Origin of the sequence: Faecalimicrobium dakarense, assembly GCF_000499525.1 — a bacterium.
In the GTDB taxonomy this organism is placed as follows: domain Bacteria; phylum Bacillota; class Clostridia; order Peptostreptococcales; family Peptostreptococcaceae; genus Faecalimicrobium; species Faecalimicrobium dakarense.
In genome coordinates this window covers 1-13,353 of the sequence record NZ_HG529330.1, presented here as the reverse complement: position 1 = coordinate 13,353, position 13,353 = coordinate 1, and the positions used below count along the sequence as shown (strand labels likewise).

The window sequence follows — 13,353 nt, the reverse complement described above, 5'->3', positions numbered from 1 at the left end:
TAAATTAATCAATAAGGCTAAATCATACTAATTAAAAAGTACCTTGTAACTATTACAAGGTACTTTTATCTATATTTAATATTTAATAAGCTAGTTTTAGGGTATAATTAAAATCCATTAATAAAGTATATAAATTAAAATTTTAAAAATTAAATAAGGAGATAACATGAAAGATAGAATTGATTTAACACATGGGAAGATTGCGAGTAAGTTAATAAAACTAGCACTTCCAATAATGGGAACTTCATTTATACAAATGGCTTATAATTTAACGGATATGATATGGGTTGGAAAGGCTGGGAGTAATGCAGTAGCGGCTGTTGGAACAGCTGGATTTTTTCCATGGCTTGCTATGGCGTTTATAACTATCTCTAAAATAGGCGGAGAAATAAAGGTTGCACAAAGTATAGGTGAAGGGAATATGGATTCAACAAAATCATTTATAAAAGCAGCTATAGAAATAAACATTATTTTATCGATATTATATACTATATTCTTAGTTTTATTTAATAGCCAATTAATAGGTTTCTTTAGATTAGGTGAAGCAGAAGTTATCACTATGTCTAGACAGTATTTAGTTATAGTTGCATTAGGAATGGTATTTTATTTTATAAATCCAGTATTTACAGCGATATTTAATGGGCTTGGAAATAGTAAGACACCTTTTAAAATTAATACAATAGGATTAATTACAAATATTATATTAGACCCTGTATTAATACTTGGACTTGGTGGGTTTCCAAAGCTTGGGGTAGTAGGTGCTGCAATAGCTACAGTTATTGCACAGATGGTTGTAACTTTATCGTTTTTAGCTATAATTATAAAAAATAAAAATGAATATTTTAAAGTGAAATTATTTAAAAATATAGAATTAAATTATTATAGTGTATTATGTAAATTAGGACTCCCTGTTGCTATACAAAGTGGTATGTTTACTGTATTTTCTATGTTAATAGGAGTAGTTGTTGCTGCATTTGGACCAGTAGCAATAGCAGTTCAAAAGGTTGGATCTCAAATAGAATCTATTACTTGGATGACAGCAGAAGGACTTGCAGTGGCACTTGGAAGTTTTGTAGGTCAAAATTATGGGGCTAAAAAATACGATAGAATAAATAAAGGTTGCAAAATAACTTTAATAATAGCATTAATACTTGGAAGTATTAACACACTTATATTGGTGTTCTTTGGGAATTATATATTTAATGCATTCATACAAGAACCAGATGCAATAAGAGAAGGTAGTATATATCTTAAAATATTAGGATATTCTCAGTTATTTATGTGTTTAGAAATAATAACTACAGGAGCGTTTAAAGGTCTTGGAAAAACATTTATACCAGCATTAATAATAACAATTTTAACAGGTGCAAGGGTACCAGTAGCCTATTTCTTATCAAATCAACAAATGCTTGGATTAGATGGAGTATGGTGGAGCATTAGTTTAAGTAGTATATTAAAAGGTATTTTAATGTTAAGTATATTTATCATAATGCTTAAATTTGGTAAATTATATGGTGAATATAAAAAATCTGAATAATTATAGATTAAATGGAATGAGCACTTTATTAAAGTACTCATTCCATTTTGTGTTATAGCTCCTTAAATACTAACTATATTTTTCTATATCTCTTTAGACTTAAAACATTTAATAAAGAAAAAACTAAAGCAAATAATATTAAAATACAGATTTCAAATTTTATATTTGATAGTGTATAACCTTTTACTATAATCCCTTGAAGAGATGTTGCTCCGTAGTAAAGGGGTACAATACGTGATATAGCTTGTAGCCAATTAGCCATAGTATCAACTGGTATAAGTCCGGAGAAAAATATTTGAGGGACTATAGCGATTGGAATAAACTGCATCATCTGAAATTCTGAATTAGCAAAAGTAGATAATAAAGTACCAAAAGATAGAGCTATAAAAGCTATAATTATATTAACTAATAATACATATATTATACTGCCTTCTATTTTTATACCAAGTACATAAACTGCAAATAGAACCACTATTATAGTTTGTATAATTGCAAATATACCATATCCAACTAGATATCCTATTACTATCTCACTTCTTTTAATAGGAGTTGCTAGTAGTTTATCTAAAGTACCAGAAGTTCTTTCTTTTAATAAAGATATACCAGATATTAAGAATACGAAGAAAAATACGAAGAATCCTATTAATATAGGGCTTATAGTATCAAAATAAGATAAATTTTCATCTCCGTAAATATAGTTTTCATCTATGGATATTTTATTTTTAATAAACTTTATGTTTATATTTTGATTAGATGATAGTATTTTTTTTAGATTATTAGTTTGTTCCTTTGCTAAAGTACCTTGAACTAATGCTTTGATTTTTTGCGTATCAGAAGGAGTACTATTTTCATAAGTAATATTTAGTGTATTGTCATCAAAATCTATGAATGACTTTAAGTTATCATTTTTAATTTTTCTTTTATATTAGACTTATTATCATATACCACAACATTTATATTAGACGTATCTAGGTATTTGTTAAATTCATTAGTAGTATTATATACGCCAATATTTAATATAGAATCATTGCTTGAGTTAAATAAGAAATATATCAAAGACATTATAATAAGTGGAGCAATCATCATAAGTGCTAAGGTTCTTTTATCGCGTATATTTTGCTTTATAATTCTTAGTATCAATGCTTTTATTCTCATTATAGATCATCTCCTATTCTTAAAAAGACTTCTTCAATTGTATTAGCATTAAACTGTTTTTTTATATCATCTGGAGATCCTTTAGCAATAATTTTACCCTCACGAATTAATGCAAGTTTATCACATTTACTTGCTTCATCCATAACATGAGTTGTTATTATAATTGATTTACCTTGATTTTTTAAGATTATATATTCATCCCAAATTTTAAATCTTAATTTTGGATCAATACCAACAGTAGGTTCATCTAATATAAGTAATTTAGGATCTTGTATCAAAGCAATAGCGAGAGATAACCGTCTTTTCATACCACCAGAGTAATTAGACACTTTTTTTGATAAATGCTCATTTATATTGACTAAATTTGAAGTATAATTTATTCTATCTTTTAATTTACTTTTCTTTATAGAAAATAGTGTAGCAAAAAATTTTAAATTTTCTTCTCCAGTTAAGTCTTCATAAAGAGCGTCTGCTTGTGCCATGTATCCAATATCTTGTAAAACATCTAAATTAGGAATATTCTTATTAAATAGCATAATAGATCCACAGTCAGTTTTTTCCATACCAATAATAGATTTAATCAAAGTACTTTTACCTGAACCAGAAGGACCGATAAAACCGACTATTTCGGCTTCTTCTATATCTATACTTATATCATTTAATATAACTGACTTAGAAATAGTTTTAGTAATATTAGAAACTTTTACTATATTCATAACATAACCTCCAAAGTAATTGACATTGTGTTGCTTATTGTTACATACTTATTATTATAGTTAAGAAGTTATATATATCAATAATTAAAATAATAAAATATGTATATTAATAGACAGATTTGTAAAATGTGTTTATTAATATTGTATATGCTTAGGAGAATTTTATGGATAGAAGAGTCAGTAGAACAAAAAGATTATTAAAAGATGCATTAATAAATCTTATGAGAGAGAAAGAATTTGATAAGATAACTATAAAAGATTTAACTGATAAAGCAGATGTTAATAGAGCAACATTTTATCTTCACTATAAGGATAAATACGATTTAATTGAACAAAGCAGCAATGAAATACTAGGAAACATTAGTAGTATTATAAAAGAACATTCATCAGATGGAATTATTGATAATAGAGATAGGAATAAAGTTCTTGAAATACTAACTAGTTTATATAGTTATATAAAAGAGAATTCAGACTTTATTGGTGTAGTATTAGGTCCAAATGGAGACTTATCTTTTCAAGTAAAATTAAAATCTTTAATGGATAAAATGATACGTGAGAGTTCATATATTGGTATAAAAAATAAACATAGAAATATTTCCATAGAATACCTTACAACTATAGCATCTTCAGCACAGTTAGGAATTATTCAAAAATGGATTGAAAGTGGAATGAAGGAAACGCCTATGGAATTAGCATTAATTATATCAAAAGTAATAGTAAATGTAACTAAAGATATTTAAAGCCATATGATACATAAAATATATGTATCATATGGCTTACTTTGTATTTTATAATTTAAAGAATAATAAATAACTATAAATTTAGAGATTTAAATTTTATAGTAACCTTAAATAAATCTCCATCAATATCTAATTTTAAATCTCCATTTTGAAGCTCGACTATGTTTTTAGATATTGAAAGTCCAAGTCCACTTCCATCAGTATTACGAGATACATCTCCTCTAACAAATCTATCTAAAAGCTCATTTGAACTTATATTTAGTTTATGGTTAGATATGTTTTTCATAGTAATAACTATATTATCACTAATAATGTCTAGGTCAATATAAACTCTAGTACCACAAAGAGAGTACTTAGTTACATTATTTATAAGATTTTCAAATACTCTAAAAGTTTTTTTACCATCTATATTAGCAAAAATAGAGTTATCAGGAGTGCTTATTATAAAATCAAGTTTTGATTTTTCTATTTTATCTTCAAGTTCTACAATACTCTGTATAAGAAGTTCTTTTACATCTGTTTTTTCTATACTAAGTTCTATATCACCACTATTAATTTTAGAAGCTTCAAATATATCCTCGACTAAAGTTTTAAGTCTTGTTGCTTTTCTGTCTAGTATATTTATGTAGTCCTTTGTAGTTTCAGAATCAAGTTCATTATTTTTAAGTATATCAATGTAACTTACAATAGAAGTTAGTGGAGTTTTTAAGTCATGGCTTACATTTGTTATAAGTTCTGTTTTCATTTTCTCACTTTTAAGTTTTTCTTCTAATGCACTTTCTAGACCATCTGTTAAATTATTTATACTATTTGCAATAGAAGTTATTTCGTCATTTCCTATTATGTCTAATTTATATTCTAAATTTCCAGATTCAATATTTTTAATGTTAGTAGATAAATAGTTTATATAATCAGTTTTTTTACTTAAAAAATGGTATATATATGAATAACATATAATATTAAAAACAGAAAAAATCATTGAAAGAACTAAACCCGATCCAAAATCGAATGCGGCTTCAAAAAATATTAAATATAATGAAAATTGAAGAATTATAGATATTACAAAAACTGATTTCAATTTTTTATTAAAAGATTTTTTATTATGATTACTTAATGTGTTTTTTAAAAATTTTAAAATAATAATTCTATCCTTTAAGTTTTCATTATAAAGCTTAAGACTATTATAAGTAAAATAAAGAGAACATAGAATTATAAAATCAAATATAATTAAAAAAATTGTCATAAAACGAACCAGTGTTGCCCCAAAATATATATCTAATTAAAACTGATGAAATTATAAATAAAATAATACTATCTATTGAAAATCTTGATAATAGTTTAAAAATATTATTTAAAAAATTATTGTTAGTATCTTTATTTAATCTATAAATTATAAAGAATATAATAGATAAAATACCAGTGGTAAAAGCAAGAGCTTTCATAGTATATATAATATCAAAATTTGAATACCTCTCAATAGGTCCAAAGAATATATATTTAGCTATAGATGATACTTTATATAAATTACCAAAGCTAAATAATAAATTAAAACAAGCTTCAAAGCATATTGATATGCTTAAAAAAAATAAGCTTAACGATATAAGTTTTAATCTAGAATTATTAGCAAATGATTTTAGACTAGAGTTATTAGTAATTAATGTTTTCAATTTTGTATCCAATTCCCCACACCACCTTTAAATATTTAGGATCTTTAGAGTTTATTTCTATTTTTTCTCTAATCCTTCTTATATGTACAGCAACAGTTTTTTCACAGTTGTAAGCTATCTCTTCCCAAACTTTTTCATATATATCCTTAGACGAGAACACAATACCTTTATTTGAAAGTAAAAGTTCTAATATTTTAAATTCAATAGGAGTAATCTTTACTTCTTCGCCATCTAGAGTAACTTGCTTGCTATCTTTATTTAAACAAAGTCCACCGCTAGTCAGGATAGTAATACTATCAATTATAGTATTATTATTTTTCATAGTATTTAAGTTTATAAACCTTCTTAGCTGAGATTTAACACGAGCTATAAGCTCTAATGGATTAAATGGCTTAGTGACATAATCATCAGCACCCATATTAAGACCTAAAATTTTATCCATATCTTGATTTTTAGCGGACAAAAGTATTATGGGAATATTATTATTTTCCCTTATTTTTAAAGTTGTTTTTAGACCATCCATATTTGGCATCATAACATCCATTATGATTAGGTCTATTTTATTTTCTATTAAAGCTTCGATAGCTTCAAGACCATCATAGGCTTTGAATGTATTAAACCCCTCTGGATTAAGATAAAATTCAATAGCATCTACTATTTCTTTATCATCATCCACGATTAGTATATTTTTATTCATTTGATTCACCCCTTTGAAAATTATTATATCATAGACATTAATGGTATAAATTTACAAAATACAGCCTAAATAATTAAGAATTTATAACAGAAAATCATAATTATTACAAATTTATTAAAAAAAGGAAACGATTAAGACAAGATGTTATATAAAAAAAGATATATGTTATATTTGTATGGTAAAAGCAGAAGGGAAAGGGGATAATGATTTTTTATGATTAAGAAAAAATAGCAATAATATCAATAACAAGTTTATTAAGTATATTTGCATTTGGGTGTAGTAGAAAAGAAAGTGTTAATGTGAATGTGTTAGCAACAACTGATTTACATTCTATAATACCAGATAAAATGGTTGATTATGTAAATGAACAAAGGCAAAAAGATAAAGATTTAATGTTAGTAAATGCTGGAGATTTCTTTGATATACAAACAGAAGAAATGGCAACATGGTTTAGAGGAGAAAAGCTAGCAAGTGTTTCTGAAGACGGGATACCTAAGTATGAAAAAATAGCTGAGCCAAGAGAAGGGGTAGCACCAGTAGTAAAAGATATGAAAAAGTTAAATTATGATGCTGTTGTTCTTGGAAATCATGAGTTTGTAGCTAATGATAAAGAAAGCCTAGATACTTTGATAAATGATTTTAAAGAAAATAATATGGAAATTTTATCTGCAAATACATATAAAAGTAATGGAGAAAGCTATACTAAGCCATATATAATAAAAGAAATTGAAACAAAAGAAGGTAAATTAAATGTAGGTATACTAGGGCTTACGATAAAAGAAGTAGGAGAATCTAAAGACTGGGATGGGGAAAAGTTAGTGCCTACTAAATCAAGAGAACTGAAAGATCAAAAACAATATGAAGGAAAGTTATATATGAATGATTTAGTGGAAGATGCTAAAAAATGGGTCAAAGAGATGAAAAAAGATAAAGTAGATATAATAATAACAGTAGCACATACTGGAGAAAAGTCTAAAAAACCTAAAAATCCAGGTAATAGAATACAGGAATTAGCCAATGAAGTAAGTGGAATAGATGTAATTGTTGCAGGTCATACTCATACAGAAATTGAACAACATGATTATACAAATAAAGATGGGGAGAATGTAATAGTAACTCAACCAGGTAAACATGGTGAAGCTATTTCACATATTAACTTGGAAGCAGAAAAAGTAAAAGATGATTGGAAGGTAGTTAATAAAAGTAGTAAAATTATTAGCTTTAAGTAATAATTCATAGATAATATAAAAATACAGGATAAGTAAATATACTTATCCTGTATTTTTAATTAGTAGCTATAATGTTTTTTAACATCTACTGTGATACTATTTATGATAAGAAATTAAGTATATCTTTATAAAGGGGATGATAAAATGGATATATTAAAACATAATAGCATTGCTTGGGATAATGAAGTAAAAAATAAAAATAAATGGACAATACCAGTAACATCAGAGGAAGTAGAAAATGCAAAAAATGGAGAATATACATTACTACTAACTCCAACTAAAGCAGTACCGAGAGAGTGGACTTCAGATTTAATAGGGAAAAATGTACTATGTCTTGCATCTGGTGGAGGCCAACAAGGTCCAATATTTGCTGCTTTGGGAGCGAATGTAACCGTTTTTGATAATAGTAAAGAGCAATTATTAAAGGATAAGATGGTATCTGAAAGGGATAATTTAAACATACATTTAGAAAAAGGTGATATGAGAGATTTATCAAGGTTTGAAGATGAAACTTTTGACTTTATATTTCATCCAGTATCTAATTGCTTTATTGATGATATTAAAGTTGTTTGGAAAGAATGTTATAGAGTATTGAAAAAAGGTGGTATATTAATATCTGGATTTACGAACCCTCTTATATATATTTTTGATTTATATGAATGGGAGCAAAATAGCAAGTTAGTTATTAAAAATCACATTCCATATTCTGATATAGAACAATTGCCAAAAGATCAATTGAAAGAAAGATTAGATACAAATGATACTTTAGAATTTGGGCACTCGCTTCAAAGTCAGATTGGAGATCAAATAGATGCAGGATTTTTAATCAGTGGATTTTATGAGGATAATTCAGGTGGGGATTTATTAGATAAATATATAGATACATACATTGCTACTAAATCAATAAAATTATAAAATAAATAACAAAACTGCAAGACAAAAAATACAAAGTATTATAATATATAAGTTATATGTAATTTATATATTGTGGGGGAAGTAATAATGAATAAAAAAACAGTCAACAAAGTTTTATCAATAATTCTTTGTATATTATTGGCAATGCCAACCGTGGTGGAAGCAAAAAGAAGTAGAAGCTCATCATCTAGATCATCAAAAAGTAGCATTAGTTCATCTTATAAGAGAAGCAGCTCAAGTAGTAAATCAAAGTCTTCACTTAAAAGTAATAAAACTAAGTCAACTAAAGATAAATCAAAGTCGTCTAGTACGAAAGAATCATCTAATCAATCAACTAAAATCAATACGAGTGAAGATTCATCAAGTACTAAGTCTAGTACTAAAAAAACTGATAAAGTAGATAGTAAAGTAAATTCAGGAAACTTTAGCAAAAATAAATCTGATTCAAAAAATGAAGAAAGTAATGATTTAACAGATAAATCAGAAAAAGAAAATGATAAAACGAAAAATAAAGCAACTACAGCTCTAAAGGTAGGTTCTATGGCGGGAGCAGCTACAGTTGCTGGTAATACAAAAAAAGTAAATGCAGATTCTAATAAATCTTCACTTAAAGCAGATAGTGCAAACTTTACAGTTAAGCCTAAAACTATAAATGAAAATAAGAAAGAGAACACATCAACAAATAATAGCTCAACGTACAAGCCAAGCTATTATAAGAATTATAGCAAAAGTAATTTTTTCTCAACAAATAACGCATGGTTTTATTATTATGCATTAGACAAAGCATTTAATAATAGAGATAGAGTAACGGAGCAAGATATAGCTAGAGAATTAGAAGAACAAGGATATACAGAAAAAGAAATAGATACTATAATGTCAGAAGTAAAGAAAGAAATATCAAAGAAAAAAGTAAAAATACTTTTAAATATATAACAATAGGAGCTGCAGTATGTATATTAGGATGGTTTATATACATCAAAAAAATAAGGTAGTGCATAAAACAGTTATATATACAAACTAATGAACATAATTATACTTTTATATAAATAAAGCTAGGAAGATTCCTAGCTTTATTTATATAAGTTAATAACCTCTAACGCTTTTCTCTTAAGTTCATTAATAGCACATTCAGGTTCAATTATTTCAATGTATTTACCATAACCAAAAGCAAATTCTATCCCTTGGAATAAAGAATCAAATTCTATATCAATATAAATTTCATCATTTTCAATAACTGTTGTACTTATAGTTATAAACATTCTTTCTTTTATATGATTTAAAATACATGAATTTACTTTAAATTTAAAAGTATGTTTAGGAATTAAACTTTTAAATTTACTAGTTGAATTTTTCCAATAATCTTCTAAATTAAAATCAGTTGGTCTAATAAAACTATCCTTCATTAAAAAGGCAGATTCTATAGAAGTTACTTTGTATGTTTTAATAATTTTATTATTTAATCCAACTAGATACCATGTTCCTCTCTTACATATAAGGCCTAGAGGGTTTAATATTACTTCTTTAGTTTCATGTATTTTTCTATATAAAATATTTAAAGTTCTAAATTTCCAAATAGCATTTTGCAATGTATTAAGAATATCTTTGCTTACGTTATTTGTTTTGTTCCATGAATGCATATCTATATAAATATAATTTTTAATATTTTCTATTTCTTGTATTTGGTTATGTGATGAACTTCCTAAAAACTTAAGTAGAGTAGAAGTTTTTAGCTTTTCAATACCCAAATCATCTAATACTTTATCTCCAGTAGGAATGAACAAAGAAAATATTTCATTTGTATTTATTCCTGTCAATGAAGTTTTATAATCTCCTAAAAGTTTTATCCCTCCATTAGAACCTCTATCGCTAATTATAGGTATTCCAAGATTACTTAGTGAATCAATATCTCTATAAATAGTTCTTACAGAAACTTCTAATCGATTAGATAATTCACTAGCTGTTAGTTGTTTGTGCATTTGAAGTAACATAAGTATAGATATAAGTCTATCAGCTTTCATAAATTTTCCTTTCAAATATGACATAAGATGTCAACTATTGTTTAGTATAATATGTTTTGTAAGTAAGTTAATAATTATTATAATTAAAATGGTTAAAAAAAGAAAGGATACAAAATTATGAAAAAAGAGAGAAGAGTAATTCTATATATAGCAATGAGTTTAGATGGTTATATAGCAAGAAAAAATGGAGATATTGATTGGCTTTGTGGTGATGGAAGTGAACCAGACAGTGATTTTGGATATAATGAGTTCTACGAAGGGATAGATACTGTTATACTTGGAAGAACAACTTATGATCAAGTTGTAAATGAACTAAGTGTAGGTGTTTGGCCATATGAAGGCATAGATAGTTTTGTATTTACAAGTAAAGATATTAAAGATAATAAAGATGTTAAATTTATAAAAGGGGATATATGTAGTTTTATAAAAGATTTAAAGCAAAAAGAAGGACAGGATATTTGGATAGTTGGTGGAGCTGAGTTGATAAAACATCTAACTGAATCAAATTTAATAGATGAATATATTATAACAGTTATACCAACTATTTTAGGTGAAGGTATACCTTTATTCAAAGAAGGAAGTAAAGAATTAAAGCTTAAGTTAAAAGAATCTAAAGTTTATAATGGGGCGGTAATGATTCATTATATTAGAGATTAATTAAAATAATTTATCTAGAGATAAAATTTACCTAGGGGTTAGGTTATAATATAAGTTAGTAATATTTATAAAGATGATAGATATTACTAACTATATAATTTTTATTTTATATATTAACAGAGTAAGGAGTGAAAAAATTGAAAAACTTTAGAGATTTAGGTGGGTATAAAACAAAAGATGGAAGAATTGTAAAGAAAGGTCTTTTCTTTAGATCAGCAAATTTAAATAATCTAAATGAAGAAGATATAGATACACTAAAAAATCTTAATATAAAATACATATTTGACTATAGAAGTGACGAAGAAGCTGATAAACTACCATCAACAGTTATAAAAAATATACAAAACATAAGAGTGTCAGCTATGAAATTTGAAAATGAAAAAAATGCAAAATTCGGTTCAATTGAAGAAATGATGAAAGAAATGATAAAAAGTAACGGCGTATTTGATATGCTTAAAAAAAGCTATTATGATTTACCGATAGATAATACATCATATAAAAGATTAGTAGAACTAATAAAAAACACACAAAATCTGCCAATACTTAATCATTGTACAGCAGGAAAAGATAGAACTGGTGTAGGGTGTGCTATTATATATATGATACTTGGAGTATCTAGAGACGATATAATAGAAGAGTATTTGAAAAGTAATAAATACTCAAAAGAATCAATAGAAGAATATATAATTAAAAATCAAGATTTAAAAAGTGTGCCTCTAGAAAATTTAAACAATATATTTGGAGTAAATGAAGAATATATTAAGGAAGCATTTAAGAGAATAGATGAAAATTACGATACAGTAGAAAATTATTTATATAATGAATTTAATCTTACTAAAGAAGATATAGATTCAATTAGAAACCACTGTTTATATTAATAGAAATAATTTTAAATATAGTTAAAGAATTAGAAAAATAATTATATATGATATAGATACTAATTCTAAATAATGTTAATATAAAATTATATTTAATTTACACAAAAGAGGGGGAGAAGGTATGTATAGTTTCAAAAGTGATTACAGTGAAGGAGCACATCCACAAATTCTTGAAGCTTTAGTTAAAACAAATCTAGAACAAAGTGAAGGGTATGGTTTAGATACATATTGTGAAAAAGCAGTAACAGCTATAAAGGAAAAATTACAAAATGAAAATGTAGATATTCACTTTATACCAGGAGGAACACAAACTAATTTAACAGCTATATCAGCATTTTTAAGACCACATGAAGCAGCAATATCTGCGAATACAGGTCATATATTTTCTAATGAAACAGGGGCAATAGAAGCTACAGGCCATAAAATTATAACAGTTAATGTAGAAGATGGAAAGTTAAGAAAAGAAGACGTATTATATGCACTTTCTAAGCACACTAATGAGCATGTTGTAAAGCCAAAACTTGTTTATATATCAAACTCAACTGAAATAGGAACTATATATACTAAAAGTGAATTAGAAGAATTAAATAAAGTTTGTAGAGAAAATAACTTAATTTTATATATGGATGGAGCAAGACTTGGTTCTGCCTTATGCTGTAGAGAAAACGATTTAACACTTTCTGATATAAGTAATCTAACAGATGCTTTTTATATAGGTGGGACTAAAAATGGAGCATTATTTGGAGAAGCTATAGTGATATGTAAAGACTCTCTTAAAGAAGATTTTAGATATTACTTAAAGCAAAAAGGGGCTATGCTTGCTAAAGGAAGATTATTAGGAATACAATTTTTAGAATTATTTAAAGAAGATTTATTCTTTGAAATAGGAAGACATGAAAATGAAATGGCTAATATTTTAAGAGATGGAATAAATGAATTAGGATATAAATATTTAGTAGATTCTCCTTCTAATCAAGTATTCCCTATATTTAATAATGATGTAATAGATTCATTAAAAAATAATTATGCATTTAGTATCTGGGCTAAATTTGATGAAGAAAATACTGCTATAAGACTAGTAACTTCATGGGCAACAACTAAAGAGTCAGTACTAGGATTTATAGATGAATTAAAAAAAGTATCT

Annotated in this window: 14 protein-coding genes; 8 read left to right on the top strand and 6 right to left on the bottom strand. The window is 26.0% G+C overall.

Going from position 1 to position 13,353, the window contains the following annotated elements; all coding sequences use genetic code 11:
• Nucleotides 1–166: 166 nt before the first annotated feature.
• Nucleotides 167–1,537: an MATE family efflux transporter gene (locus tag BN899_RS09190; protein ID WP_042274832.1), complete on the top strand. Its 1,371-nt coding sequence runs from the start codon at nucleotides 167–169 to the stop codon at nucleotides 1,535–1,537.
• A gap of 73 nt (nucleotides 1,538–1,610) precedes the next feature.
• Here BN899_RS09190 and BN899_RS09185 read toward each other — a convergent pair whose 3' ends face one another.
• The 3 genes from BN899_RS09185 to BN899_RS09180 are packed head-to-tail and all read right to left on the bottom strand — an operon-like array spanning nucleotide 1,611 to nucleotide 3,408.
• Nucleotides 1,611–2,396, bottom strand: a complete 786-nt coding sequence (locus BN899_RS09185) for an ABC transporter permease (RefSeq protein WP_242824139.1) — start codon at nucleotides 2,394–2,396, stop codon at nucleotides 1,611–1,613.
• A 35-nt stretch (nucleotides 2,397–2,431) separates the two neighbouring features.
• Nucleotides 2,432–2,692, bottom strand: a complete 261-nt coding sequence (locus BN899_RS19775) for an ABC transporter permease family protein (protein WP_242824138.1) — start codon at nucleotides 2,690–2,692, stop codon at nucleotides 2,432–2,434.
• Nucleotides 2,692–3,408, bottom strand: coding sequence for an ABC transporter ATP-binding protein (locus tag BN899_RS09180; protein ID WP_042274831.1), 717 nt, complete (start codon nucleotides 3,406–3,408; stop codon nucleotides 2,692–2,694). Before BN899_RS09180 ends, BN899_RS19775 begins: the two co-directional genes overlap by 1 nt.
• A 164-nt stretch (nucleotides 3,409–3,572) precedes the next feature.
• Between BN899_RS09180 and BN899_RS09175 the strand changes: the two genes are divergently transcribed.
• A complete protein-coding gene (locus BN899_RS09175) occupies nucleotides 3,573–4,148 on the top strand; it encodes a TetR/AcrR family transcriptional regulator (RefSeq protein WP_042274830.1) in 576 nt (191 codons plus the stop codon).
• Nucleotides 4,149–4,221: 73 nt separating this feature from the next.
• On the opposite strand, the gene BN899_RS19770 is transcribed toward BN899_RS09175, so the two are convergent.
• Both BN899_RS19770 and BN899_RS09165 read right to left on the bottom strand, forming a co-directional pair.
• The gene (locus BN899_RS19770; protein ID WP_242824137.1) at nucleotides 4,222–5,226 is read right to left on the bottom strand and encodes a HAMP domain-containing sensor histidine kinase; all 1,005 of its coding nucleotides are present in this window, start codon (nucleotides 5,224–5,226) and stop codon (nucleotides 4,222–4,224) included.
• Between the two features lie 569 nt (nucleotides 5,227–5,795).
• Complete coding sequence (locus BN899_RS09165) at nucleotides 5,796–6,512, bottom strand: response regulator transcription factor (protein WP_042274827.1); 717 nt, start codon at nucleotides 6,510–6,512, stop codon at nucleotides 5,796–5,798.
• A 299-nt stretch (nucleotides 6,513–6,811) separates the two neighbouring features.
• On the opposite strand from BN899_RS09165, the gene BN899_RS09160 reads away from it, so the two are divergent.
• The 3 genes from BN899_RS09160 (at nucleotide 6,812) to BN899_RS09150 (ending at nucleotide 9,589) form a co-directional block, all read left to right on the top strand.
• The gene (locus BN899_RS09160) at nucleotides 6,812–7,741 is read left to right on the top strand and encodes a metallophosphoesterase (RefSeq protein WP_052356774.1); all 930 of its coding nucleotides are present in this window, start codon (nucleotides 6,812–6,814) and stop codon (nucleotides 7,739–7,741) included.
• A gap of 144 nt (nucleotides 7,742–7,885) precedes the next feature.
• The gene (locus BN899_RS09155) at nucleotides 7,886–8,656 is read left to right on the top strand and encodes a class I SAM-dependent methyltransferase (RefSeq protein WP_042274825.1); all 771 of its coding nucleotides are present in this window, start codon (nucleotides 7,886–7,888) and stop codon (nucleotides 8,654–8,656) included.
• 87 nt (nucleotides 8,657–8,743) lie between these two features.
• The gene (locus BN899_RS09150) at nucleotides 8,744–9,589 is read left to right on the top strand and encodes a hypothetical protein (RefSeq protein ID WP_052356773.1); all 846 of its coding nucleotides are present in this window, start codon (nucleotides 8,744–8,746) and stop codon (nucleotides 9,587–9,589) included.
• 137 nt (nucleotides 9,590–9,726) lie between these two features.
• Here the strand turns inward: BN899_RS09150 and BN899_RS09145 are convergent, their stop codons facing one another.
• Entirely contained in the window at nucleotides 9,727–10,698 is a 972-nt protein-coding gene (locus BN899_RS09145; RefSeq protein WP_242824136.1) for a helix-turn-helix transcriptional regulator, read from the bottom strand.
• Nucleotides 10,699–10,791: 93 nt separating this feature from the next.
• Here BN899_RS09145 and BN899_RS09140 point away from each other — a divergent pair, with 93 nt between their 5' ends.
• From BN899_RS09140 to BN899_RS09130, 3 genes are all read left to right on the top strand, one after another.
• A complete protein-coding gene (locus tag BN899_RS09140) occupies nucleotides 10,792–11,331 on the top strand; it encodes a dihydrofolate reductase family protein (protein WP_042274821.1) in 540 nt (179 codons plus the stop codon).
• Between the two features lie 137 nt (nucleotides 11,332–11,468).
• Nucleotides 11,469–12,209: a tyrosine-protein phosphatase gene (locus BN899_RS09135; RefSeq protein ID WP_042274820.1), complete on the top strand. Its 741-nt coding sequence runs from the start codon at nucleotides 11,469–11,471 to the stop codon at nucleotides 12,207–12,209.
• Nucleotides 12,210–12,330: 121 nt separating this feature from the next.
• On the top strand, nucleotides 12,331–13,353 hold a 1,023-nt coding region (locus tag BN899_RS09130; protein ID WP_042274818.1), incomplete at its 3' end, for a threonine aldolase family protein.